The 25,101-nt window shown below is 57.0% G+C and carries 26 protein-coding genes and 1 riboswitch; of the genes, 16 read left to right on the top strand and 10 right to left on the bottom strand.

Annotation, left to right across the window (positions count from 1 at the left end):
- Positions 1-495: 495 nt before the first annotated feature.
- A complete protein-coding gene (locus AALG83_06820) occupies positions 496-1,242 on the bottom strand; it encodes an MBL fold metallo-hydrolase (GenBank protein ID MEY8382869.1) in 747 nt (248 codons plus the stop codon).
- A 264-nt stretch (positions 1,243-1,506) separates the two neighbouring features.
- Here AALG83_06820 and AALG83_06815 point away from each other — a divergent pair, with 264 nt between their 5' ends.
- The 6 genes from AALG83_06815 (at position 1,507) to AALG83_06790 (ending at position 6,781) form a co-directional block, all read left to right on the top strand.
- The gene (locus AALG83_06815) at positions 1,507-2,700 is read left to right on the top strand and encodes an ABC transporter substrate-binding protein (GenBank protein MEY8382868.1); all 1,194 of its coding nucleotides are present in this window, start codon (positions 1,507-1,509) and stop codon (positions 2,698-2,700) included.
- 97 nt (positions 2,701-2,797) lie between these two features.
- Entirely contained in the window at positions 2,798-3,673 is an 876-nt protein-coding gene (locus AALG83_06810) for a branched-chain amino acid ABC transporter permease (GenBank protein MEY8382867.1), read from the top strand.
- Positions 3,674-3,682: 9 nt separating this feature from the next.
- Positions 3,683-4,648: a branched-chain amino acid ABC transporter permease gene (locus tag AALG83_06805; GenBank protein ID MEY8382866.1), complete on the top strand. Its 966-nt coding sequence runs from the start codon at positions 3,683-3,685 to the stop codon at positions 4,646-4,648.
- Positions 4,649-5,410, top strand: a complete 762-nt coding sequence (locus tag AALG83_06800; protein MEY8382865.1) for an ABC transporter ATP-binding protein — start codon at positions 4,649-4,651, stop codon at positions 5,408-5,410.
- A gap of 12 nt (positions 5,411-5,422) precedes the next feature.
- Positions 5,423-6,127, top strand: a complete 705-nt coding sequence (locus tag AALG83_06795) for an ABC transporter ATP-binding protein (protein ID MEY8382864.1) — start codon at positions 5,423-5,425, stop codon at positions 6,125-6,127.
- 18 nt (positions 6,128-6,145) lie between these two features.
- Complete coding sequence (locus AALG83_06790; protein MEY8382863.1) at positions 6,146-6,781, top strand: cytidylate kinase-like family protein; 636 nt, start codon at positions 6,146-6,148, stop codon at positions 6,779-6,781.
- Between the two features lie 87 nt (positions 6,782-6,868).
- Here the strand turns inward: AALG83_06790 and AALG83_06785 are convergent, their stop codons facing one another.
- On the bottom strand, positions 6,869-7,171 hold the full coding sequence (locus AALG83_06785; GenBank protein MEY8382862.1) for a hypothetical protein: 303 nt from the start codon (positions 7,169-7,171) through the stop codon (positions 6,869-6,871).
- Positions 7,172-7,264: 93 nt separating this feature from the next.
- Positions 7,265-8,047, bottom strand: a complete 783-nt coding sequence (locus AALG83_06780) for a hypothetical protein (GenBank protein ID MEY8382861.1) — start codon at positions 8,045-8,047, stop codon at positions 7,265-7,267.
- Between the two features lie 110 nt (positions 8,048-8,157).
- On the opposite strand from AALG83_06780, the gene AALG83_06775 reads away from it, so the two are divergent.
- The 5 genes from AALG83_06775 to AALG83_06755 all read left to right on the top strand — a co-directional run bounded on the left by AALG83_06775 (position 8,158) and on the right by AALG83_06755 (position 12,998).
- Positions 8,158-8,967: an alpha/beta hydrolase family protein gene (locus AALG83_06775; protein MEY8382860.1), complete on the top strand. Its 810-nt coding sequence runs from the start codon at positions 8,158-8,160 to the stop codon at positions 8,965-8,967.
- Positions 8,968-9,108: 141 nt separating this feature from the next.
- Positions 9,109-9,282, top strand: a riboswitch (Lysine riboswitch).
- Positions 9,283-9,358: 76 nt separating this feature from the next.
- A complete protein-coding gene (locus tag AALG83_06770; protein ID MEY8382859.1) occupies positions 9,359-10,213 on the top strand; it encodes a transporter substrate-binding domain-containing protein in 855 nt (284 codons plus the stop codon).
- A gap of 341 nt (positions 10,214-10,554) precedes the next feature.
- Positions 10,555-11,406, top strand: a complete 852-nt coding sequence (locus AALG83_06765) for a transporter substrate-binding domain-containing protein (protein ID MEY8382858.1) — start codon at positions 10,555-10,557, stop codon at positions 11,404-11,406.
- Positions 11,407-11,488: 82 nt separating this feature from the next.
- Positions 11,489-12,268, top strand: a complete 780-nt coding sequence (locus tag AALG83_06760) for an amino acid ABC transporter permease (GenBank protein MEY8382857.1) — start codon at positions 11,489-11,491, stop codon at positions 12,266-12,268.
- A 1-nt stretch (position 12,269) separates the two neighbouring features.
- Positions 12,270-12,998, top strand: a complete 729-nt coding sequence (locus tag AALG83_06755) for an amino acid ABC transporter ATP-binding protein (protein ID MEY8382856.1) — start codon at positions 12,270-12,272, stop codon at positions 12,996-12,998.
- A gap of 341 nt (positions 12,999-13,339) precedes the next feature.
- Here the strand turns inward: AALG83_06755 and AALG83_06750 are convergent, their stop codons facing one another.
- The gene (locus tag AALG83_06750) at positions 13,340-14,353 is read right to left on the bottom strand and encodes a hypothetical protein (protein MEY8382855.1); all 1,014 of its coding nucleotides are present in this window, start codon (positions 14,351-14,353) and stop codon (positions 13,340-13,342) included.
- 223 nt (positions 14,354-14,576) lie between these two features.
- Here AALG83_06750 and AALG83_06745 point away from each other — a divergent pair, with 223 nt between their 5' ends.
- Positions 14,577-15,581, top strand: coding sequence for a Gfo/Idh/MocA family oxidoreductase (locus AALG83_06745; protein ID MEY8382854.1), 1,005 nt, complete (start codon positions 14,577-14,579; stop codon positions 15,579-15,581).
- Positions 15,582-15,602: 21 nt separating this feature from the next.
- Positions 15,603-15,947, top strand: a complete 345-nt coding sequence (locus tag AALG83_06740) for a hypothetical protein (protein ID MEY8382853.1) — start codon at positions 15,603-15,605, stop codon at positions 15,945-15,947.
- 558 nt (positions 15,948-16,505) lie between these two features.
- On the opposite strand, the gene AALG83_06735 is transcribed toward AALG83_06740, so the two are convergent.
- Positions 16,506-17,120 carry a VanZ family protein gene (locus AALG83_06735; GenBank protein MEY8382852.1) on the bottom strand — a complete coding sequence of 205 codons (615 nt, stop codon included), beginning with the start codon at positions 17,118-17,120 and terminating at the stop codon, positions 16,506-16,508.
- A gap of 237 nt (positions 17,121-17,357) precedes the next feature.
- Here AALG83_06735 and AALG83_06730 point away from each other — a divergent pair, with 237 nt between their 5' ends.
- From AALG83_06730 to AALG83_06720, 3 genes are all read left to right on the top strand, one after another.
- A complete protein-coding gene (locus AALG83_06730) occupies positions 17,358-18,251 on the top strand; it encodes a hypothetical protein (GenBank protein MEY8382851.1) in 894 nt (297 codons plus the stop codon).
- Between the two features lie 15 nt (positions 18,252-18,266).
- Positions 18,267-18,758: a cytidine deaminase gene (locus AALG83_06725; GenBank protein MEY8382850.1), complete on the top strand. Its 492-nt coding sequence runs from the start codon at positions 18,267-18,269 to the stop codon at positions 18,756-18,758.
- A gap of 70 nt (positions 18,759-18,828) precedes the next feature.
- Positions 18,829-19,353: a flavodoxin domain-containing protein gene (locus AALG83_06720; protein ID MEY8382849.1), complete on the top strand. Its 525-nt coding sequence runs from the start codon at positions 18,829-18,831 to the stop codon at positions 19,351-19,353.
- A 231-nt stretch (positions 19,354-19,584) separates the two neighbouring features.
- On the opposite strand, the gene typA is transcribed toward AALG83_06720, so the two are convergent.
- The 5 genes from typA to AALG83_06695 all read right to left on the bottom strand — a co-directional run bounded on the left by typA (position 19,585) and on the right by AALG83_06695 (position 25,006).
- Complete coding sequence (typA, locus tag AALG83_06715) at positions 19,585-21,402, bottom strand: translational GTPase TypA (GenBank protein ID MEY8382848.1); 1,818 nt, start codon at positions 21,400-21,402, stop codon at positions 19,585-19,587.
- A gap of 338 nt (positions 21,403-21,740) precedes the next feature.
- On the bottom strand, positions 21,741-22,154 hold the full coding sequence (locus AALG83_06710) for a cytidine deaminase (protein ID MEY8382847.1): 414 nt from the start codon (positions 22,152-22,154) through the stop codon (positions 21,741-21,743).
- A gap of 66 nt (positions 22,155-22,220) precedes the next feature.
- Positions 22,221-22,856 (bottom strand): SIS domain-containing protein, encoded by a 636-nt coding sequence (locus AALG83_06705; GenBank protein ID MEY8382846.1) that lies wholly within the window; start codon positions 22,854-22,856, stop codon positions 22,221-22,223.
- Positions 22,857-22,876: 20 nt separating this feature from the next.
- Positions 22,877-23,518, bottom strand: coding sequence for an SIS domain-containing protein (locus AALG83_06700; protein ID MEY8382845.1), 642 nt, complete (start codon positions 23,516-23,518; stop codon positions 22,877-22,879).
- Positions 23,519-23,884: 366 nt separating this feature from the next.
- Positions 23,885-25,006 (bottom strand): hypothetical protein, encoded by a 1,122-nt coding sequence (locus tag AALG83_06695; protein ID MEY8382844.1) that lies wholly within the window; start codon positions 25,004-25,006, stop codon positions 23,885-23,887.
- Positions 25,007-25,101 lie beyond the last annotated feature (95 nt).

Below are 25,101 nucleotides of genomic sequence, written 5' to 3'. Positions count from 1 at the left end.
TGAAGGATCTGCAGCTTCTCGACGCTTAATCCAAACTAAGTAAAGAAGGCTCCCTGCAATTTGCAGGGAGCTTTTTTGTGCCCGAAATTTGGCGGATGCGAGCCATGCTTGTTATCCTGCGCCAGAATTCAGGCCGGAAAAAAGAGCGCATCAAGCGCTCTTTTTTTCTTTTGCAAAGGCCGGAGCCCCCGCCGCTGTTTTTTCCCGCGGGTATGGGCGCTTTTTCGCGGCCGCCAGGCCGCCACTCCTTTCACTTGGGCCGCTCCGCTGTTCCCGTAAGGGGGTATGGGGCTTTGCCCCATGTCAGCCAAAGCCCTTGCCCTTTTCGCCCGAGCTATTCCGCCGCTTTTCTCTTTCCCGTAAAGGGGTATGGGGCTTTGCCCCATGTCGGCCAATGGCCCTTGACCTTAACGGAGCATGATAGCCTTGCCCATGATGATAGCCCCGCCCCTTCAATCCGCCGCAAAGTGGGCGTTTTCAGAGCGAGGCCTCTTCCTAAATGCCTTTGGGAGCGCCGCAGGCCGCCAGCACTTCCCTCAAATATCCCATCAGCTCCTCTTTGGAGTCTGTGGCCGGCTCGCCGTGACCATCCAGCGCGATTTCAAAATCCAACGCCTCCAGCGCTCTTATCATCCCGGCCAGTTTGGCGGGATCGTGCGCCGGCGGGTTGCCGCTATAGTAGTCTTCGCAGATGATGTCCCCCAAAATCAGCGCCTTCTCTTCCGGGATAAAAACCGCCAAACTGCCCGCCGCGTGGGAGTTGGGCAGCGGCAGAAGCTGGGCAGTCAGGCCGCCCAGGTTCAGGCAAAGCGCGCCGGAAAAGGCGATATCCGCGGTGCGCACGGCAATTTGCCTCCGATCCGGGTATTCCAGCCGAATATTCTGGTCGCAAAAGGCGATTTCAGTCCCGTCTCTCAGTCGCTGCGCCATGCTGGCGTCGTCCCACTGCCAGCGCGCCATCTCGGCCAGCTTGGCATTCGTCTCCGCACTGCAAAGCGAGGTTCCCTCCAGCGCGGCCAGGCCAAAGCAGTGGTCCCAATGCCAGTGCGTCAGGGCGATATAGTCTGGCGCGGGCAGGCTCTGCCGCTCCAGCGCCGAAAGAAAGAGCCGGGCATGGGCCGGGCTGTTGCCCGCATCCACCATGAGCGCCCTGTTCTGCCCGGAAATGTAGGCCAGCGCCGGGCGGTCGCCCTGCTCGCAGGCGGGCAGATATCTGATATGCTCGGTCAGTTGCTTCAGCATAATTTTCCCTCCGTTTCCTTCATTATATAAGAAAAAACCAGGGATGAAAAGCCTCGCAGAAATCTGCCATTTGGCCGGTTTTGCAGGAAGATGGGCGCGCTCCTGCAAGAATCTGCAAAAAACCGGGCAAATATGCGTTTTTTCCTTGACAGCAGGCACTTTTTAGCGATATAGTATATAAAAATATTCCTGGATTTCCGCGCGTTGCCATGGGCGCCCAGGAGGAAAAAAGTTTTCATTTTATGAGTATGGAGGAACAGAAACATGAAACGTTTTGCATCTGTGTTTGCAATGATCGTTGCAATGATGATGCTGGCCGCATGCTTCGCGGGCTGCGCTGCCAAGGGCGGCGATGAGCCCACCGGCGGAGCGCCTTCTTCGCAGCCAGCAGAGCCGGGCGAGAGCACGCCGGCAGCCGATGATGGGGAAGAGATCGTCATTGGCGGAATCGGCCCGGTAACGGGCGGCGCGGCTTCCTACGGCATTTCCGTCAAGCAGGGCGCCCAGCTGGCAGTGGACGAGATCAACGCCGCCGGCGGCATTAACGGCAAGCAGATCAAATACCTCTTTGAGGACGACGAGAGCGATGCCGAAAAAGCTCTTTCCGCTTACAGCAAGCTGATGGACGAGGGGATGCAGGTCCTGATGGGCACGGTTACCAGCGATCCCTGCATCGCCGTGACGGATGAATCTTCCAAAGACGGCATTTTGCAGATCACGCCTTCCGGCTCGGCCGAGGCCTGCGCGCAGTATGACAACTGCTTCCGCATCTGCTTTACAGACCCGCTTCAGGGCCGCTCCATGGCAAACTATATGTATGAAGAGGGCGTGCGCAAAGTCGCCATCATCTACGACGTCTCCAGCGACTACAGCTCTGGCATCTACGAAGCCTTCGTCGATGAGTTCGAGGCGTTGGGCGGCACGGTTGTCGCCGCAGAGAGCTTCACGAGCGGCGATGTGGATTTCAAAACCCAGCTGACCAAAATCAAGGCGACGGATGCGGAGGCACTGTTCCTGCCCATCTACTACACGGAAGTCGCCTATATCTCGAATCAGGCTGTGAACGTCGGCCTTAAGCTGCCCTACTACGGCTGCGACGGCTGGGACGGCGTCATCGCCCAGCTGGAAGGCGATACGACCAATATCGAGGGCGCCGTCTATCTGACGCCGTTCGTCGCCAACTCCGAGGATGTGGCTGTTCAGAAGTTCGTCGCGGATTATAAGGCCAAGTTCGGCGCGGATCCGGATCAGTTCGCGGCGGATGCCTACGACGCCATCTATACCATCAAAGCCGCCATCGAAAAGGCGGGCAGCATGGATAACGATGCCATCATCGCCGCTATGACGGAGATCACCGTCCCGGGCATCACCGGCGAGATGACCTTCACAAAAGAAGGCGAGCCCAATAAGGCAGCGCGCGTCGCCGTCATCGAGAACGGCCAGTACGTCGGCAAATAATTGCCGTGCGCAAACAAAACAAGCCAGAATTGGCAAACCCAAAGGAGACGGCAACGCGTCTCCTTTGGCGTTTTGAAAGAGATGAGGTGGATTCTAATTGGAATTTTTTGAGCAGCTGTTAAACGGTCTGAACCGCGGGAGCATTTACGCGCTCATCGCTCTTGGATATACCATGGTCTATGGCATCGCCAAGATGCTGAACTTCGCGCACGGCGATGTCATCATGGTCGGGGCCTATACGCTTTCGGTCTCGGCCAGTATGCTGGGTTTTTCGCCCTATCTTGGCGTGCTTTTCAGCATCGTTTTCTGCGCCGTCCTGGGCGTCGTGCTGGAAAAAGTCGCCTATAAGCCGCTTAGAAACTCCTCTCCGCTGGCCGTGCTCATTACGGCCATTGGCGTCAGCTATTTCCTCCAAAGCCTGGCGCTGCTCCTCTTCGGCTCCCAGCAGCAGAAAGTCGCCTCGGTCATCAATATCCCGAGCATCTACCTCGGCTCGATTGAGCTGACGGGCGAATCCATCGCAACGCTGGGCGTCACCATCGTCATCATGGTTTCGCTCACGCTGTTTATCAAAAAAACCAAAACTGGCCGGGCTATGCTCGCTCTCTCGGAAGACCGGGGCGCGGCTCAGCTCATGGGCATCAACGTCAACCGCACCATCTCCATCACCTTCGCCATCGGTTCCGGCCTGGCGGCGGTGGCCGGCGTGCTGTTCGTCAGCTCCTATGGGTTCGTCGGCCCGTATACCGGCTCTCTGCCCGGCATCAAGGCGTTCGTCGCGGCGGTGCTCGGGGGCATCGGCTCCATCCCCGGCGCAATGCTGGGCGGCGTTTTGCTGGGCGTCATCGAGAGCTTCTCCCAGGCCTATATCTCCACCCAGCTTTCGGATGCCATCGTGTTCGGCGTGCTCATCCTGGTTCTGCTGGTGCGCCCGGCAGGGCTGCTGGGCCGCAAGAAAATCGAGAAAGTGTAGGTGGCGGCCATGAAAAAAATGCTGAATAAAAAGAACATTTTCACAGCCATCTTTGCGCTGGCCGTCTATGGCGTGCTCTTCGCGCTGGTGCAGGCCGGGGCACTCTCCCGGCACTTCCAGAGCCTGCTGGTGCCGGTGGGGGTCAATATCATCCTGGCCGTCTCGCTCAACCTGACAGTGGGCTTTTTGGGCGAGCTGACGCTGGGGCACGCAGGCTTCATGTCTGTGGGCGCGTATGCGGGCTGCCTGTTTACGCTAAGCAGCACGCTGCCCATGGCAATTAAATTTCCGCTGGGCATGCTGGTGGGCGGCCTGGTGGCGGCGCTGTTCGGCGTCATCATCGGCATTCCGGCCCTGCGCCTGAAGGGAGACTATCTTGCCATCGTCACGCTGGCCTTTGGCGAGATCATCCGCTCGGTCGTTACCAACCTCTCCTTTACGGGCGGCGCCGGCGGGTTAAAGAAAATCGAAAAGGCTTCGACGTTTACCATCGTGTTCATCGTCGCGGCCATCACGGTCGTCATCATCTCCAACCTGGTCAAATCCCGGCATGGCCGGGCCATCTGTGCCATCCGGGACAACGTCATCGCGGCGGAATCCGCGGGCATCAACGTCGTCTACTATAAGCTGCTGGCCTTCACGGTCGCCGCGTTCTTTGCGGGGGTGGCCGGTGTGCTCTATGGGCACAACCTGGGCATTTTAAAGCCGGATACCTTCGATTTCAACAAATCCATCGAGATTCTGGTCATCGTGGTGCTGGGCGGCATGGGCTCCATCCGCGGCTCCATCCTCTCGGCCATCATCGTAACCGTGCTGCCCGAGGTGCTCCGGGGCATGGAGGACTACCGCATGCTGGCCTATGCCATCGTGCTCATCGTCATCATGCTGCTCAATGCGTCGCCCAGGTTCGCGGTGCTCAAGAATAAGCTGATCCGCAAAAGCGGCAAAAAGGCCAAAAAAGGGGAGGTGGCGTAAATGGCACTGCTGGAAGTAAAAAATCTGGGCATCACGTTTGGCGGCCTGCACGCCGTGGATCACTTAAATCTCCAGGTGGAGCAGGGCGCGCTCTATGGGCTCATCGGCCCCAACGGCGCGGGCAAAACTACCGTGTTCAACCTGCTGACCGGCGTCTACCAGCCCACAACCGGCTCCTTCTTCCTGGACGGCGAGAACCTCACGGGCAAGGCCCCCATCGAGATCAACAAAAAAGGCATCGCCAGAACCTTTCAGAATATCCGGCTTTTCCAGAATATGAGCGTGATTGAAAACGTCAAAGTCGGCCTGCATAACAGCGGGCACTGCTCGTTTTTGGAGAGCGTGCTGCGCCTGCCCCGGTATTTTAAGGAGGAGGCTGCGCTGGATGAGAAGGCCATGGAGCTGCTGGCCGTCTTTGGCCTGGATGGCGAGCGGGATTACCTGGCCTCCGGCCTGCCCTACGGCAAGCAGCGCAAGCTGGAAATCGCCCGGGCTTTGGCGACGAACCCCAAGCTCCTGCTGCTGGATGAGCCTGCGGCGGGCATGAACCCGGGGGAGACTGCCGAGCTGATGGATACCATCCGCTTCGTCCGGGAACACTTCCATATGACGATTCTGCTCATCGAGCATGATATGAAGCTGGTCGCGGGCATCTGCGAGCAGGTCAGCGTGCTCAACTTCGGGCAGGAGCTGGCCCATGGCCAAACCAGCCAGGTGCTGGCCAACCCGGAAGTCATTACCGCATATTTAGGCGAGGAATAGGGAGGAGAAGCCATGCTGAAAGTAGAAAACTTAAGTGTATCCTATGGCGTCATCGGCGCGGTGAAAGGCGTCTCCTTCGAGGTCGGGCAGGGGGAGATCGTGGCGCTGATTGGCGCAAACGGCGCCGGCAAGACGACGATTTTGCAGACCATCACCGGGCTCATCCAGCCGAGGGGCGGCAGCATCCGCTTCGACGGCGCAGATTTGCTCAAAACTCCCGCGCATAAGATCGTCTCGCTGGGCATGGCGCATGTGCCCGAGGGGCGGCGGATTTTCCAGGAGCTGACCGTGCTGGAAAACCTGCGGCTGGGCGCGTTTACCCGCAAGGATAAGAAGGAGATCGCTGATTCGCTGGAAATGGTCTATTCCCGCTTCCCGCGGCTCAAAGAGCGCCGCACGCAGATCGCCGGGACGCTCTCGGGCGGCGAGCAGCAGATGCTGGCCATGGGCCGGGCGCTCATGTCCCGCCCCAAAATCATCCTGATGGATGAGCCTTCCATGGGGCTTTCGCCCCTGCTGGTCAGCGAAGTGTTCGATATCATCCGGGAGATCAACGCCGCCGGGACGACGGTGCTGGTCGTCGAGCAGAACGCGAGGAAAGTTCTTTCCATCGCAGACCGGGCGTATGTTTTAGAGACGGGAAAGATTGTGCTGGAGGGAAATGCAAAAGATTTGCTGAGCGACGATTCGGTGAAAAAAGCATATCTGGGCGAATAGCCCAAAAAGGAGGCGCATATGAGCAAAAACTACGTTATCACGATTGCCAGAGGCTTTGGCAGCGGCGGAAAGACCATCGGCCAGATGCTGGCCGGGGAGCTGGGCATCGAGTATTACGACAGGGATATTTTGCGCATGGCCTCGGAAGAGAGCGGCATCTATGAAGGCCTGTTCGGCATGCTGGAAGAGAAGGGCAAGCGCAGAAGGCTGCTGCGCAAAGACGGCGAATACCGCCATGAAAAGCCCAATACCCGCCCGGAGAGCAGTGAATTCGTCTCGGACGACAACCTCTTCAAATTCCAGGCGCAGATCATCAAAGGCCTGGCCGGGCGGGAGGAGAACTGCATCATGGTGGGCCGCTGTGCCGATTATATTTTGGAAGGCCGGGAAAACCTCGTGCGGCTGTTCATCTATGCGGAGCGGGAAGCCTGCATCAAAAACGTCATGGAGATGTATGCCTGGAGCAGAAAAGACGCCGAGCGCATCATCGAAAAGACGGATAAAAACCGCAGAACCTACTACCGCTACTACACCGGCCGGGATTGGGAGGATGCCAGCAACTACGATCTCTGCATCAATACCAGCCGGCTGGGATATGAGCGAAGTGTGCGTGTCATCCGGGATTACCTCAGAACGCTTGGGCTTGAGAAATAGCTTTGCCCCAAAATGCGGCGGACTTGCCGAATGCGCGTATAAAACGGCATAAAAAAGCAGAGCATTTGCTCTGCTTTTTTTATTTGCTCATTCCCAATATCCCAGCATCTCGAAATCCAGGCACTCCATCTGGTTAATTTTTCCCCAATCCCGCTCCAGCAAAATGCCGTCCACCTGCTCCGCCGCATAGAGTGCGTCCAGCGTATCGAACCACTCTATGGTCTGCTCCTCCGGCCTGCCGCATCTGCCAAACGAGCAGCCATCCTCATAAATAATCAGCATATATTCCTGCGCCCTGTCCGCAAAGCCCAGACGAAGCTCGGCCTCAAAGCCTTCGGAAATGCTCTTTTCCAGCAGTTCTTTGATTTCTCCCCATGAAAATTTTGGCATGCGCTCCGCTTTCTGCGGCAAAGAGGCAGGTGATAGGCCGCGCGCTTGCCCAAAGCCGCTTGTAAATTTGCCCAGACGGGCCCTTGTTCGCGGTTACTCCCCAATCTCCGCTTCCTGCTCCGTAAGCGCGACCTCCCCGCCGATTTTGCAGGAGACCAGCGCCCCGTCCAGCTTTTGCAGAACAACCCGGATGCGCCCGCCCGGCTGAGCGATGCTCATGGAGCAGCCCCCGTTCTGCATTTCCCGCTTGAGATAGATGGCCAGGGCCAGCGAGCCCGAGCCGCAGCTGCTCTCGAAAACCGTGCTGCCCTGCTCCCAGACGCAGACGGCCGGGCGCAGGAAGCGCCGCTCCGCATCCCAGAAGAGCACGCCCACCGCCGGGGCAGAGAGCTGCTCCTGGGCGGCCTGCAAAATGGGGGCGAGGGTCAGCGGGTCTGCGGAAAGACCTTCGGCGATGATATGGCTGATGCCCGGCAGCTCTGCCACAGGAAGCCGCTCCCCGCCGGGCAGAGCGATGCTGGAAAAGGAGTGCTCTGTGGATAGATGCACGCTGGCATCCTCCCCCATGATATGCACCTTGAGCGGCTGCTCTGCGCCGCTGACCGAAATATCCAGATAGCCTTCCCGCATCCCGCGCTTTTTGGCCAGCATCAGGCCAAAGCTCCGGGCGGCGTTGCCGCAGAACTCTCCGCCCATCATTTGAAGATGCGGCGGCGCGGCGCTCTCGTCGTAAAAGCCCACCTGCTCAATGCCCAGGGCGCAGTCCTCCATGAGCTTGCGGGAAATTTCCCTGCGGCGGGGCGCGGTCTGCTCGTTTTCGGGAACCAGCGCGGTCCTGTTGCCCGCCGGGTCTGCCAGCGTAAAGTGTAGTTTCATCTTGCGTTTCCTTTTTGTTTTATTTCTTCTAGTATAGCGCCTTGCGTGCCGTCTTGCAAAAGGATATAATGAAATCGCCGAATAAAAATTCAATATGGGAGGGAATTATTATGGCGCTCATTCACTGCAACTTTTTTTCCGAGGCGCTGCGCAGCAATACGGATATCAATGTGATCATCCCGACGCCGCACCCGGTGGAAACGCCGCTCAACCCGGGGAACTATTTCCATAAAGGCGCGAAATACCAGGTGCTCTATCTGCTGCACGGCACATACGGCGACTATACAGACTGGCAGCGGCTCTCGTCCATCGAGAAATACGCCCAGTTTGCCAAGCTGATGGTGGTCATGCCGTCCGGCGCGAATGCGTTTTATCAGGATATGGCCAACGGCCCCCAGTATTTCACGTTTATGACAGAGGAACTGCCCGCCTTTATCCAGACGCTCTTCCCCGCCAGCGATAAGCGGGAGGATACGTTCATCGGCGGCCTTTCCATGGGCGCGGGCGGCGCGCTCAACCTAGGCATCCGCCGGCCGGATCTGTATGGCAAAGTCATCGCGCTTTCGGGCGGCATGGATTTCCTTTCGGCCATGGATACGAGCAAACCCGAGGCTTACGACGCGCCCTGGCCCTGGAAAGCGATCTTTGAAGCGCCCTACGACGGCAAGGGCAGCGGGCTGGACGACCTGCCCATCCTCAAAAAGCAGATTGCGGATGGCGTGGAGCTTCCGAAGTTCTTCCTGGCCGTGGGCACGGAAGATTTCATTTATGAGCACGCGCGCAAAACCAAGGCCATCATGGAAGAGCTTGGGCTGGACCTGACGTATGAAGAGGGCCCGGGCATCCACGACTGGGATTTCTGGGATGAATATATCCAGCACGCCATCAAATGGCTGGAGCTTAAGGGGACGACAGTCTAACGCGCTGTTTCAATGCCTCTGCGCCCCGCGCAGAGGCATTTTTTTGCGGGCGCGGCGCGAAAAAAGTAAAATTAGTGGTTGACAAACGGCGCGGAAGCGTCCATAATGAGGGAAAACAGAATACCGTGTGTTGAATGATCAATGCAAGATAGAGGCGCGAAAATCAGGAGTATCCGTGGGGAGCCGCTCATACGGCAAGGAAGCATGGAGAAAGGGAAATTCGCCGAAACTGGCGCTGTTTGAGCGGCGTCATGTTGGGCGGGGAGAGAATATCTTCCCGACTGTCGCAGGAATCTGCGGTGAGCTATTAGCAAATTATAGTTTTTCTTTGTTTCTAACAGCTTGGAGCCTCTGCTCAAAGCTGTTAATTTTTTATCTGGAGGAAAAGGAAATGACAAGAAGAATTCTCATCTGTGTTTTGGCGCTCATGCTGGCGCTGAGCCTGGGCGCCTGCGCAAAGCAGCAGGAACCCGCCCCGGAAGGCTCCGCTTCGGCGGAAGAAGGCAGCAGAGAGCCGCTGCGCGTGGGCATGGAGTGCGATTATGCGCCCTTTAACTGGACGCAGGCGCAGGCGAGCGATACGGCTGTTCCCATCGAGGGCGGCGGCTATGCGGATGGCTACGACGTTCAGATCGCCAAGATCATCGCAGAGAAGATGGGCCGCGATCTGGTCATCGTCAAAACCGAGTGGGATGGCCTGACGCTCTCGGTGCAGTCCGGCAAAATTGACGCCATCATCGCGGGCATGAGCCCGACGGCAGAGCGCAAGGCCAGCATCGATTTCTCTGACCCCTACTACACCAGCGACCTGGTCGTCGTCGTGAAGAAGGACGGCGCGTATGCAAACGCCGCTTCCCTGGCAGATTTTGGCGGCGCGAAGATCACCGCGCAGCTCAATACCTTCCACTATACCGTCATCGACCAGATCGAGGGCGTGGACAAACAGCAGGCGCTGGATACCTTCCCGGCCATGATCGTCGCGCTGCAGTCCGGCAAAATCGACGGCTATATCTCCGAGCGCCCGGGGGCTATCTCTGCGGCAGAGGCCAACCCGGATCTGACGTTCGTCGAATTCGGCGAGGGCCAGGGCTTCGAGGCTTCGGAAGAGGATGTGGCCATCGCAGTCGGCCTCAAGCAGGGCAGCGAGCTGGCGGATGAGATCAATACCATCCTGGAGGGCATTTCCAAAGAACAGCGCCAGGAGATGATGGACGCCGCAGTGGCGCGCCAGCCCGTGGCAGAGTAAGGCGCTAGAACAGCATCGGAAATGAAAGTTTTTGAAATGAAACTTTTATTTCCGATGAGTTTTATCCGGCGGCGAAACTGCCGAAAAGTCCCGATAAAAAGGAAAAAATAAAGTGTGGCTCCTTTCAAATTGAAAATAAAAATTGCAGGAAAAAGAAATAAAACTGCAATAATTGGTTGACAAACTTGCAAAATTGGCGCATAATTGCGTTAAACAGAAGCCAAAGGCCCCAAAATATGCAGGAGGGCAATCGGTTCCTGCAAAAAAGGCAAGCGGCATGCAAAGTTTGAGCAAGATAGCAAACGCTATTTTCAATTTTTTATTTTTAGGAGGAGCTGGATATGAAAGCAAGGAAGATGCTTGCTCTGGCTATGGCGGCAGCAGTGATGTTCTGTGCGGCGGCCTGCGGAAAAGCGGGCGGCGAAACGCCGGACGCGGCGGACGACGGGAAATTCCGGGTGGGCATGGAGTGCGACTATGCGCCCTTTAACTGGACGCAGTCCGAGCCCAGCGATACGGCCGTTCCCATCGAGGGCGGCGCGGGCTATGCGGACGGCTACGACGTGCAGCTGGCAAAACAGCTGGCCGAGGCCATGGGCAAAGAGCTGGTGGTCGTCAAAATCGAATGGGATGGGCTGACGCTGGCTCTGCAGTCCGGCAAAATCGACGCTATCATCGCGGGCATGAGCCCGACGGAGAAGCGCAGGCAGACCATCGATTTCTCGGATATCTACTACAACAGCGATTTCGTCATGATGGTAAAGCGGGGCAGTTCGTATGAGGCGGCCCAAAGCCTGGAGGATTTCCGGGGTGCGAAGGTCAGCGCGCAGATGAATACCACCTGGTACGACAGCATCGACCAGATTCCCGAAGTGCAGAAGCAGATGCCGCTGGCGACGATGGCAGAGTTTGTCATCGCGGTGCGCTCGGGCAAGGTGGATGCCGTGGTGCTGGAGCGGCCGGGGGCGATGGCGGCCCAGCTCGCCAACGAGGATATCACGTATATCACCTTCGCGGAGGGGAAAGGCTTCGAGGTGAGCCCGGAAGACGTCTCTGTGGCGGTGGGCGTGAGAAAGACGGACGGCCAGATGCTGGAGCAGATCAACGCCTATCTGAAGGATTTTACAGACGAGGAAAAGCAGGAGCAGATGGCCGCGGCTATCGAGCGGCAGCCCCTGACGAACGAAGATTGAGCGGAGCATAACCGCGAAGAGAGCTCCCGCCCCCTGGGCGGCTGGGCTCTCATAGAAAATTTAGAAAGAAAAGGGTGAGAATATGGCGCTCCCTACGACATTTTTTGGATGGGTCGGCTTCATCATCAATGAATACAGCGATCTGCTGATCGGCGGCCTGCTCTCTACGTTGAAGATCGCCCTGCTGGGCACGACAATCGGCTTTTTGCTGGGTCTTTTGGTGGCGATTCTGCGGACGATTCCCATTGAGGAAGGCGATTCGGCCGTAAAAAAAGCGCTGCTGCGCATTCTGCGGGGCATCCTCAATGTCTATATCGAGGTGTTCCGGGGCACGCCCATGATGGTGCAGGCCATGGTCATCTACTACGGCTCCCTGCAAGTGCTGGGCATCGATATGAGCCCGGGCTTTGCGGGCATCCTCATCGTCTCTGTCAACACAGGCGCGTATATGGCCGAGATCATCCGGGGCGGCATCATCTCCATCGATGCCGGGCAGAAGGAAGCGGCCTACTCCATCGGCATGACGCACTGGCAGAGCATGGTGCATGTCATCCTGCCCCAGGCCATCCGCAATATCCTGCCCTCGGTGGGCAACGAGCTCATCGTCAATATCAAGGATAGCTCTGTGCTCAACGTCATCAGCGTCTCCGAGCTGTATTTCACGGCCAAATCCGCCGCAGGAACCTATCTCAAATATTTCGAGACGTATTTCATCATCGCGGTGATCTACCTCGTCTTAACCTATGCAACCTCCCGCCTGCTGGCGCTGATCGAGCGGCGCATGGATGGCCCTGCAAACTACGTCATCCACGGCTCGCAGTCCAGCAGCAAGGCGGCGATCGTCGTGAAAGGCGGTGAGTAAGATGGCGGTCATCTCGGTTTCTCATTTGGAAAAAAGCTTTGGCACGCATGAAGTGCTCAAGGATATCAACTTGGATGTGGAGCAGGGGGAGGTCGTCTGCATCATCGGCGCGTCCGGCTCGGGCAAGAGCACCATGCTGCGCTGCATCAACCTGCTGGAAAAGCCCACGGGCGGCAGCATCCTGTTTAACGGCGAGGATATCGGCGGCGTGGCCCCGGCGGGCTACCGCGCCAAAGTCGGCATGGTGTTCCAGCAGTTCAACCTGTTCGAAAACATGACGACGCTGAAAAACTGCATGATCGGCCAGATGAAGGTGCTGGGGCGCTCCAAGGCCGAAGCACAGCAGATCGCCGAGGATTTCCTGGAAAAAGTCGGCATGCGCGCGTTCCTGGAGGCGAAGCCAAAGCAGCTTTCGGGCGGGCAGAAACAGCGCGTGGCCATTGCCCGGGCATTGTGCATGAGCCCGGATGTCCTGCTCTTCGATGAGCCGACTTCCGCGCTGGATCCCGAGATGGTGGGAGAGGTGCTGGCTGTCATGAAGGAGCTTGCAAAGAGCGGGCTTACTATGATCGTCGTAACCCACGAGATGGCCTTTGCCAGAGATGTCGCAGACCGTGTAGTCTTTATGGATGAGGGCTATATCGCCGAGCAGGGGACTTCCCAGGAGATTTTTGGCAGCCCCAAAAACGAGAGAACCCGCCAGTTTTTGGCGAGAGTTTTGGAGAAATAGCCGGTATTGCGGCTGGGGGCGGGCAAGCAGGAAGCGGGCCCGCCCTTTTGCTGTATTTTGCCGCAAAGGGACGATGGGGCGTTGTGGGGCAAAAGGTCAAGGGCGATGGGCAGCCATGGGGCTGCGCCCCATACCCCTTTGATTGGAAGCACAGCCTGTGCGAGCATTTGCCCTCTGACAAACGGGCTTTCGGCGGCGCGTGCAGTCCCAGCAGGTTCCACCATCCTATCATTCGGGTATAAAAAATCCGCAGCAGTTCTGCTGCGGATTCTGTATTGAGGAAAATTGAGGAAAATGGCAGATAGGAAAAGAGGGAAAAGCGGCAGGCTCACGCGCCTCTGCTACTGGCGCAGGATCTCCATGGCGGAGATCTGCGGCGGGAAGCTTGCGGTCATGACGCCGTTATGGACGACGCAAACCATATCCCCCGGCGCATATTCCCGGGCGGAGGGCGTGTTTACATAGACTTCCATCCCATTGCCGTCCACCAGGAGGAAGCGCTCTTTTTCCACCGCCAGAATCTCGCCGCAAATCTGCGCCTGGGTCTGCCGGGGATAGACGGCGATAGCGGCAATCTGGGGCGGGATACTGCGGGTCATGGCCCCGCTGAACTCCACGCAGACCTCCCCGCCGGGCGTCAGGCCGGCGGCCTCCGGGAAATTCACGCGGATCTCCTGGGCGTCGTCGCTGAGCAGCAGGAAAAAGCCCGCGCCGATGCTCTGGATCTCGCCGCAAACCGTCTCGTTTTGCTGTATCTGCTCGACGGCGATGGCGGCAATCTGGGGCGGGATACTGCGGGTCATAGCCCCGTTAAACTGCACACAAACCCTCCCGCCAGGCGTCAGGCTGGCGGCTTCCGGGAAATTCACGCGGATCTCCTGGGCGTCGTCGCCCAGCATCAGGAAGAAGCCTGCGCCGATGCTCCCAATTTCGCCGCAAATCGTCTCATTCTGCTGTACCTTCTCCACGGCAATGCCCGTAATCTGGGGCGGAATGCTGCGGCTCATCTGGCCGTCATACTGCACGCAGACGGTGTCCCCGGCGGCCAGAGAATAAGTATCCTCCCAGTTCACCTGGAAATGCGCGCCGTCCGCATCCCGCAGAACAAAGCTGTCCCGGCCAAGGGAGAGAATCTCGCCGCAGACCCGCGCGCCCCGGCGCACCAGGGTAACGAATATCGCGGAGATCTGCGGGGGCAGGCTCAGCGTCATGGCGCCGTTGTAGATGATGCGGACGAAATCGCCCGGGGTAAACTGCTGGGCATTTCGGGTATAGACGAGGATTTCCTGCCCGGAGCTGTCTCTGACGAGCAGAGAATCCGGGTTTACTTCCAAAACAGTTGCAAATTTGATCATAGGCTCACCTTCGTTTTTTCTATAGTTTATGAAGAAAGGCCCGCTCTGGTGCAAAAAAGCGCGCCGCCCGGGCAGATTGCGGGGAAAAAAGAGAATTTTTCCAAATGCTCTTTTAAAAAGCGCAAAAATGTATTACACTATATCTATATCAGTTTCATTTTTATGGCAGGCCGCTGGCTTGCCAGCAAACAGAGGTATCTTTACTTTTTAGGAGGTAGTTACAATGGTAAGAGTATGCACAGTCGGTGCCGGCTGGGTCGTGGATTCCTTCCTGGAAGGAATGAAGCAGGCTGCTCCGGATATGGTCCATTCCGCAGTCTATTCCTTCAGCGAGGCAGAGGCCAAGATGTTCTCGGAAAAGCACGGCATCACGACGATTTTTACAGACCTGGAAAAACTCGCCAAGAGCGATGAAGTGGATGCGGTCTATATCGCCAACCCCAATGCCCTGCACTATCAGACGGCTAAAATCCTGCTGGAGAACGGCAAGCACGTCCTCTGCGAGAAAACCTGCGTGGTAACCAGCGAGCAGCTGAAAATTCTCTACGAGATCGCAGATAAGAACGGTGTCATCTTCATGGAGGCCATGAAGGGCATCTATATGCCCGAGATGCAGGTCATCAACGAGGCGATGAAAAAGCTGGGCGATATCCACATGGTCAAGCTGGATTTCTGCCGCTACTCCTCCAAATACCCGGAATACCGCGAAGGCGGCACGCCCAACATCTTCAACCCCAAAATGGCCGCCGGCGGCCTGATGGATATGGGCATCTACCTGGTCTACCCGGCCATCTACTGGTTCGGTGTGCCCAGCAAAATCGCCGCAGATGCGGCTATCCTGCGCACGGGCGCGGATGCCTGCGGCACGGTTCTGTTCCACAGCGCGGGCAATGTGCATATCACCATGTCCTATGGCAAGGCCAGCACCTCGCATCATGAGAACCTGATCATGGGCGACCTCGGCGTCATCCATATGGACAGCGTCGAGCGCTTCGACAACTGCTATATCGAGTATTTCGACGGCAAGAAGGAGAATCTCATCACCAGAGACCTCTCTGTCAACCCCTGGGGCCCCGAGACCAAGCAGTTCTATGATTTCATCACGGATCCCAGCACGGCCGAGCGCTATGAGCAGTCCAAGGTGCTGACGACGCAGGTCATCGCGGCTGTCGAGGAGATTCGCGATCAGGCGGACATCAAGTTCCCCGAAGAGTGCTATAAAGCCTAAGAGAAATAAGGAGGAGATAACATGCCTTTCATTGAAGTAAAAACAGCAAAGAAGCTCAAGAGCGATGCAAAGCTTGCCATCAAAGAGGGAATCGGCGCGAGCATTTCCCTGCTGCCCGGCAAGGCGGAAGAAAAGCTGATGATGAGCATCCAGGATGCGCAGCCGCTGTATTTCCGCGGCGAAGAGAGAGATAACTGCGCGTTCGTCGAAGTGCGCATCAAGGATAAAGCGGCGCTGGAGGATAAGGCAAACCTCACCGTCGCCATCTACGACGTGCTCGAGCAGAAGGCCGGCATCGCCAAAGACGATGTCTATCTCTGCTTCATGGAGTTCGAGAACTGGGGCTCCAGAGGCGTGCTCAAATAAGAAGCGCGGGGTTTTCCCTAAAAAAGAGCTGGCAGTATTTTCTGCCAGCTCTTTTTATACCCGAATGATAGGGCCGTGGAAATTGCTATCGCCGCACGCGGCGCTGGAGGCTGGTTTGTCAGGGAGCACATGCTCGCACAGGTTGTGCCTACGCACGGCGCTCCACTCGATTGCTGGGAATATGGGGAGTGCCAGTTCCGCACGCGATGTTGCCGGCCAGCTTGCCAGAGGGCAAATGCTCTCTCGTGCTGTGCCGCCAAGGTCAAGGGCGCTTTTTCAACATGGGGTTTCACTCCATACCCCATATTCGACCAAGTGAACGGGCAGGAGCGCTGGGCCTGCGCGCAAGCCTGGCGCTTCCCGCATCCTGGCAGTTGAGGCCGCCTTCCGCAGGAGCCGGCAAACTATCCCTTTCCCAGTAATGGGGTATGGGGCTCTGCCCCATGTTTGCCATTGGCCTTTCCCTTTTGAGAAGAAAACCCAACAGCCCGCGCACAAGCTTGGCGCTTCCCGCCATCCATTGAGCCAGGTATCGGGGTATGGGGCTTTGCCCCATGATTACTCATTGTCCTTGACCTTTTTGCACGCCCTCGCCTCTCTCCTACCCGCCAGCCGAGCGTATCCCCTTCCCAGAAAATAGCCGCCCAGCATACCTAGCGCGTTGAAAATCAGGTCGTCGATGTCCGTCGCCCGAGGGAGCAGCAGCTGAAACAGCTCAATGCCCAGTGAAATCCCCGCACCTGCCAGAAGATATTGCCACCACGCCCCGCCAAAACAGCGCTGAGCCAGAAAACCCATGGGCGTGAACAGGAAGAGATTGCCAATCAGCGCCACCAGCGCGCCGCCCCCGAGATATTTCAGGGAAAAGCCCAGATAACGCAGGAAATTTCCAGGAATTGGCTGTACTCCGGCATTATGCGGCCCAAAGCTGCCGTCGGGGTAGGAAAAGCGGATTCCGTGGAAGAGGCTGATTTCGGGCAGCACGGTAATCGCCAAAACAAATAAGGCATAGAGCGCCAACAGCCCCAGGCAAAGCTCGCGCCTAAACTCCATGGGCTTTTTCCGGCGCAAAAGCAGGCATCCCCGGGCCAGCAAATAGAGCGGAACGAAAACAGCCAGATAGGGCAGCATGAGCTGTGCATATTTTTCGAGATAGAATAGAATCTTGTCCAAAAAGGCATCCTCCAAAGCGCGTTGTATACGTCCAGTATAGCAGAAAAGGGCGGAGGGCAGGCATTCTTTGGCAATTCTTAAAAAAGGATTCTGCGCATTTTTATAAATTTGCCAGGCATGGAAGGGGCGCGTCCATCTTCTCCCAAAAGGCCGCGCCCTATTTGACAGCGCCGTCCGTTTTGTTTTACAATGTGCATAAGAGTTTTTGTAATTATTTGATGTTTTATGGAGAAGAGAATGGAAAATCAGCAAACGCTGCCAAAGCGCAAGCGTCGTTTTGGTGATCGAAACGACGGCCGCCGGGTGCGTACCCGCGGGCCGATGGAGGGCGTCGCGGCCTATATCATGAAAGACCGGATCGGCTCCTCCAACTATGTCAGGGATACCATCGAGATGGAGCCCATCGAGGAATATATCCGCCAAAAGCGCAAAGAGGGCAGGGAAATCAGCCTGATGCACCTGATCATCGCGGCATATGTGCGCCTGGTGGCGCAGCGCCCGGCCATCAACCGCTTTATCTCCGGGCAAAAGACTTTTACCCGGGATGACTATGTGGAAATCGTGCTGACCATCAAGAAAGAGATGCGGCTGGATTCGCCGGATACCGTCGTCAAAATCACAGTGGGCAAGGATGCCACGGTGTTCGATATCGAGGAGCAGCTCAACAAAGTCATCACAGACTATCGGGATAACCCGGGCGGTGGCTTTGATAAGACGGCCGGCGCGCTCAAGAAAATCCCTGGCCTGCTGCTCAAATTCGCGGTTTGGCTGCTCAAGTTCATGGATTATTTCGGCTGGCTGCCCCGGGCGCTGACCAAAATCAGCCCCTTCCACGGCTCCTTTTTCATCACGAGCATGGGCTCGCTGGGCATCCCGCCCATCTATCACCATCTGTATGATTTTGGCAACGTCCCGGTGTTCTGCTCCTTTGGCGCCAAATACAAGCGCTGGGAGATGGACCGGGATGGCAATGCCAAAGAGCGCCACTATGTGGATTTCACGTTCGTAACCGACGAGCGCATCTGCGATGGATTCTATTTCGCCTCCGGCCTGCGGCTGCTCAAAGCGATGCTGCGCCGTCCCGAGGCGCTGGAGCTTCCGCCCAGCGAAATTGTGGAAGATATTGAATAAAGCGGGGTAGGGAAAATGGAACGCAGAGATAAAGTAAACTACTATCTGGATCTGGCCGAGGTCGTCGCCCAGCGGGGGACTTGCCTGCGCAGGCTGTATGGCGCAGTCATCGTCAAGAACGACGAGGTCATCTCCACGGGCTACGTCGGCGCGCCGCGCGGGCGCAAAAACTGCTCGGATATCGGCTTTTGCATCCGGGAGAAACTGCAGATTCCAAGGGGCCAGCGCTATGAGCTCTGCCGGAGCGTCCATGCCGAGGCCAACGCCATCATCAGCGCGCCGCGGCACGAGATGATCGGCAGCTCGCTTTACCTGACGGGCATCGAGGTAAGGAGCGGGGAATATGTGCAAAACTCCTCCAGCTGCTCCATGTGCAAGCGCATGGTCATCAACGCCGGCATAAAGACGGTCTATATCCGGGATACCAAGGATAGCTACCGCGTGGTCGACGTCGCCAAAGACTGGATCGAAAACGACGAATCCCTGGAAGGAACCATGGGGTATTAGCCCTTTGCCGGCCTGCGGACGTGCCCGCCCGGCAGTGCACTGCCTTATCGGGGCAGAGGAGGAGCGTGCAGTGAGAGGAATCATCTTGTTTCAATCCAAATACGGCGCCACGGCCAAATATGCAGGCTGGCTTTCCGAGGAGACCGGCTTTGCCTGCGTGGAAACCAAAAAAGCCCGGGCAGAAGACCTTGGGCAGGCCGATGCGCTGATTCTCGGCGGCGGCATCTATGCCTCTGGAATCGCCGGATTATCCTTTCTGAAAAAGAATTGGCAGCTGCTGAAGGGCAAGCGGGTGGTCGTGTTTGGCGTGGGCGCTTCGCCGTATGAGCCGGCGGCATTTGAGCAGATCGTCCAGCACAATATGAAGGGCGAGCTCGCGCGCATTCCCTGCTGCTATTGCAGAGGGGCGTGGGATCTGGCGCGCATGAGCTTTGTGGATAGAAATCTGTGCAAAATGCTGCGCAGGGCGGTCGGCAAGAAAGACCCTGCGGATTACGAGGCTTGGGAAAAAGCGCTCATGGCAGCCGGGGATGCCCCCTGCGATTGGACGGATAAAAAATATCTCGAACCCATTTTAAATGAATTGCGCCGATAGAGCGGCGCCGCATGAAATAAGCTCCGCGGCCGTTTTGGCCAGCGGAGCTTGCTTATTTTTTGGGGTGGCATTTGGGATTGCCTGAAACAGCGCCATGCAGACGGGCCCTATTTCTCTATATGGATTTTTGGGGTTTTTTATACTGGGGCGGCATCTCCTTCCGCCTTGTTATGCTCTCGCTGTTTTTGTGCAGAGCATCGTATCAAAATGCCTCTAAGCCCTTGCCCTTTCCTACTTCTTCAAATTAGCCCGCAGGCGCATCTGGTGATCCAAAATGCGTTTGCGGATGCGGATGCTTTTGGGGGTAACCTCCACGAGCTCGTCGTCCTCGATGAACTCCAGGCTCTCCTCCAGGCTGAAAATCCGGGGCGGCGTCAGGCGCAGAGCGTCGTCGCTGCCCGAAGCCCGGATGTTGGTCATGTGCTTGCGCTTGCAGACGTTGACGACGATGTCGTCGCCCTTGGGCGAACAGCCGACCACCATGCCGCCATAGACCGGCGTGCCCGCGCCGATGAACAGCGTGCCCCGATCCTGGGCGTTATACAGCCCGTAAGTAACGGCCTCGCCGCTCTCAAACGCGATGAGCGAGCCCAGCGCGCGCTTGGAAATCTCGCCTTTATAGGGCTCGTAGCCCTCGAAAATCGTGCTCATGATGCCTTCGCCCTTGGTATCCGTCAGAAAATCATTGGAATAGCCAAATAGGCCGCGGGAGGGGATGAGGAACTCCAGCTTCATGCGGGAACCCGCCTGGTGCATATGCTGCAATTCGCCCTTTCTGGCGCTGAGCTTTTCGATGACGCTGCCCACCGATGCCTCGGGGACGTCTGCCACCAGCCGCTCAATGGGCTCGCAGCGCACGCCGTCGATCTCCTTATAGAGCACCTTTGGCGCGCTGACCTGCAGCTCGAAGCCCTCCCGGCGCATGGTCTCGATGAGGATGGAGAGGTGCATCTCGCCCCGGCCCAGAACCCGGAAGGAGTCCGCCGAATCCGTATCCTCGACGCGCAGGGAAACGTCTTTCTTGAGCTCGCTTTGCAGCCTATCCCGGATGTGGCGGGAGGTAACCAGCTTGCCCTCGCGGCCGGCGAAGGGGCTGTTGTTGACCGAGAAGGTCATCTCCACCGTCGGCTCGGAGATTTTCACGAAGGGAATCGCCTCGATGTGATCCGGCGCGCAGATGGTGTTGCCGATGTTGACGTTTTCGATGCCCGAGAAGCAGACGATGTCCCCGGCTTTTGCCTCGGCAACCTGCTGGCGACCCAGGCCGTCGAACTGGTAGATGGCCGTCAGCTTGGCCTTGCCGGCGATGGAAGCGTTGTGATGGTCGCAGAGGGCGACTTCCTGCGCCTGGCGGATCGTGCCGTTTTCGATGCGGCCAATGGCCAGCCGGCCGACGTAGTCGTTGAAATCGATGGAAGAGACCAGCACCTGAAGCGGCGCCTCCGGGTCGCCTTCGGGCGGGTCGATATGGCTCACGATGGATTCAAACAGCGGCTTCAAATCCGTTCCCTTTTCCCGGGAATAGAGGCTGGCCGTGCCCTCTCTGGCCGAGCAGAACACAACCGGGCTGTCCAGCTGTTCGTCGCTGGCGTCCAGCTCCAGCAGCAGCTCCAGCACCTCATCCACCACGTCGTCCGGCCGGGCGTCGGGGCGGTCGATTTTGTTGATGACCACGACGATTTTGTGGTTGAGCTCCAGCGCCTTCTGCAAGACGAAGCGCGTCTGGGGCATGGGGCCTTCAAAGGCATCCACCACCAGCAGCACGCCGTTGACCATCTTAAGCACGCGCTCCACTTCGCCGCCAAAATCCGCGTGCCCGGGGGTATCGACGATGTTGATTTTGGTGCCGTTATACATGGCCGCGGTGTTTTTGGCAAGAATCGTGATGCCGCGCTCCCGCTCCAAATCGCCGCTGTCCATGACGCGGTCATTCACCACCTGGTTTTCCCGGAACACGCCGCCCTGGCGGAGCATTTCGTCGACGAGCGTCGTCTTGCCGTGGTCGACGTGCGCGATAATGGCGATATTGCGTAAATCTTCTCTTCTCAAATTCTTCAGCCTTCTTTCAAAACTTATCCCACAGGGCGCCTGCCCCGTTAATATCAAAATTACAAATATTTATTTTACACTACTTCGGGCAAATATACAAGAAAAAAGCCTTGGATAAGGCGAAATTTTGACAAAAAGCGGGGCTGGCTGCCTTTGCCGAAAAAGGGGAGTAGGCAGAGCAGAAGAATTTTGCGCGCAGGGCCCGGTGCAGATGCCGCATTTGCATGGCGGGAAAAGGGCAGATGATTTTAGCTGTTTTTCTCCATTTGCCCTGCTAAGTAAAGGGGTATGGGGCGCAGCCCCATGATTAGGCGCCGCCCTTGACCTTCGCCCCTTGCTCATGCCGCGCAGACTACTTCTGCACGCCGTATGCAAAGGGCAGCAGCTCCCGGGCGGGAAGCTTTTTTTTGCTCACCGCAAAGATCCAGGATGACGGCGCAGTCCGGCATATAGTCGCAGAGCATCTGACGGCAGTTTCCGCAGGGCGGGAGAATCTCCTGCCCATCCTCTCCGCGCACGGCTACGATGGCCTCGAACTCCCGCTCGCCGTTTGTGATGGCGGCGCCGATGGCTACCTGCTCTGCGCACGCTCCATGCAGGGAATAGACGTTAACACCGGTATAAATTTTGCCGCTTTTGCACCGCACAGCCGCGCCTACGGTATGCAGGTGCGAGCTGGCGTCGTAGTTTTGGCGGATGGCCTCCTGGGCCGCGGCCAGCAGACGGCGATCCGAATCAGTTAAGGGGTGCATGATAAATCCTCCCAAAATTAAATGAATAAAAAAAGAGGCGGGAAATTCCCGCCCCTTTTGTGCACCTTACTCGAGGTTGTTGTGGTAGTACATGATGTCTTCGGTTTTGGCGCCGATTTTCTCCATGACGAACTTGCGGATGACTTCGTTGAGAGCGAAAGCGGCTTCGTAGTAGCCGGTAACTTCCGTATAAGCCATCTCTTCTCTCTGCTCGTCGGAAAGGCCCCAATCCATGCGCTCGCCAAGGCCCTTGTTCTTGGACTTGGAATTATCAACAGGCGGGCGGAACTCGTTTTTGAGTCTGGGAACCGTAACGTTGATATCAGCGATCTTGCCGATGATGGAAGCATCCGGAGCAGCGCCCGAGATGAGGGCGACTTTCAAGCCCTGCTCTTTTGCCTGCTGAGCCAGCACAGCGATGGTCTTGGTGTTGCCCGAGCCGGAGTTGATGATGAGCAGGTCGCCGGGATGCGCGGAAGGCGTGCCGTTGTCGCCGACGCAGAAGACAGTCTTGCCAATCTGGGACATATCCATGCCCAGGATGCGGATGATGTTGCCCGCACGGCCCCAGCCAGCGGTGAATACGCGCTTTGCTTCAGCGAGAGCCGTCGCAATTTCCTCGATCTGGGCGGGGTCAACCATATTTAGAATTTCAGAAATATTTTTGCCGGCACAATCCAGCATTTTCTTAGCGTCTAACATTTTAAATATTCTCCCTTCGCTTATTCAAGGCTGTTGTGGTAGTAGTGGACGCACTCAACCGTCTCGCCGATCTCTTCCATTACCTTGTGCTGGATGACTTCGTTGAGAACGAAAGCGATCTGGTAGGTAATTTCCATCTGCTCCAGCGTCATCTGCGCTCTCTCCTCGTCCGTCAGATCCCAGTTCTCGCGGGTGCCGGCGGTGCCTTTGAATTTTGGATCCTTCTGCGGCCGCTTCTCAGCCATGATTCTGTTCATGGGAGTATCGACTTTGGGGATAACGATGTTGTAATCCGCGATCTCGCCGATGATGGATTCTGCGCTGGTGGAAATCAGGCCAACCTCTGCGCCGAAATCTTTCGCTTCCTGGGCGATGATGGAGATGGTCTTGGTGTTGCCCGAGCCGGACATGACAAGAAGAATATCCCCCTCGTGGATGGAAGGCGTGTTGTTATCGCCAACGCGGTAAACCAGCTTGCCTACCTGAGACATATCCATGCCCAGAATGCCGGCGACGTTGCCCGCACGGCCCCAGCCGGAAACGAACACGCGGTTTGCTTTCGCGATTCCCTTTGCCATTGCATCAACTTGCGCCGGATCAATCTTGGAAAGCCCTTCCGCAACATGGTTGCCAGCCTGAATCAGAATTTGTTTGGTATCCATATTCTTTCTCCTTTGATTAGTTTAAGAAACCTTTTGATTCTTTTGTAACCTGGTACATTGCTATTATATCCTGTTTTTTCCTAAAAGACAAGCCCGGCGCATGGATTTTAAAGCGGCAGGAGCGCGAGAAAAAGAAAAACTGCGGCAGTCCTGCGTCTGGCCGGCGCGAAAGTTGCCCAGGCAATGAGGTTTGTCAATATTCTCCGAGGATGCCCATGCAAAACCCCCGGTAAGGCCGGGGGGGTTGCAGTTATCCACGAAATGATGCACAAATGTGGATAACTATTGGCAAATTCTTGTCAGTATCCTGTCAGTTTCGCGCGTTTTGGGGCGCCGGGAGCCGGAGAACCGCCGCTGCCTTGCCGGCTACAGAGATTTTCCCCAGCATCTTCTGCGGCGCACCTCGCGGTCTGCCCGATAGTAGGCAAACAGACCTTGAATATTGTAGTTGTTTTCCAGCTGCGGGCCAGTCTCGGCATAGGCAATGCCGTTTTTGGCGGCGTTTTTGGTAACTTCCCCCAAAAGCACGCAGGAGAGCCCAGTGTTGCGGTAGGCCGAATGCACGGCGACCAGATACATATCTAAAATTTTAGGGCGGCGGATGGCTTTTAGCAGATGCACGAAGCCAAAGGGAAGCAGCCTGCCCCGGTTTTTGCGCATGGCCTCGGCCATGCTGGGGGCGACCAGCCCGAACGCCACCAGCTTTCCCTGCGCATCCTGGATGACCGAGAGATAGTTTAGGTTGATGAGCGTCAAAAACTGGCCGGCATAGTAGGAAACCTGCTTTTCGCTGATGGGGACGACGCCGTAGAGCTTTTGGTATTCCGAGTTGACGAGATCGAAAATCTGGGGGATATAGGGCTTTAGCTCGGCCTTGCTGGCAAACTGGCGGACGGTGAAGCTGCCCTTTTGCAAAATGCGCTGGCAGATTTTATCCAACCGCTCCTGGTTGTGCCCATCCACATAGACGATGTGCTCGGTCCAGTCCACCTCTTTGCCGAAGCCCATGCGCCGCATGTGCTCCGCGTAGTAGGGGAAGTTGTAGTAGGTGATGAACATGCCCGGCCGATCGAATCCCTCGATGAGCATGCCCTCCTTATCCAGATCGCAGAAGCCGATGGGCCCGATGATGCGCTCCATGCCCTGCTCTCTGCCCCAGGCGGCGATGGTCTCCACCAGCGCATCCGCGACCTGCGCGTCGTCGATAAAATCCATGCGGGTGATGCGGATGGTGCGCACGCCCCAAATCTCGTTGGCCTTATGGCTGATGATGCCGCCGATGCGGCCGACGGTTTTCCCGTCCCGCTCGGCCAGGAAAAAGCGCATTTCGCAGTATTCGAAGGCCGGGTTCTTCTTTGGGTTCAGGTTTGCCAGCTCGTCGGAAAGCAGCGTGGGGATATACTGCGGCGTATCCCGGTAGAGCTGGTTTTGAAAGCAGATAAACCGCTTGCGGTCTTTGCGGGTCTGCACCTCTCGAATCGTTACCATGTTACAACATACCTCAAATAAAATAGAATAATAGCTGATATGACATAATTATACTATTTTCCCTACAAATAGACAAACTTTGTAGCAAAATTTTC

Source organism: Christensenellaceae bacterium 44-20, assembly GCA_041223705.1.
Lineage (GTDB): Bacteria > Bacillota > Clostridia > Christensenellales > Christensenellaceae > QANA01.
The sequence above is the reverse complement of the archived record's forward strand: the minus strand, read 5'-3'. Positions and strand labels throughout refer to the sequence as shown.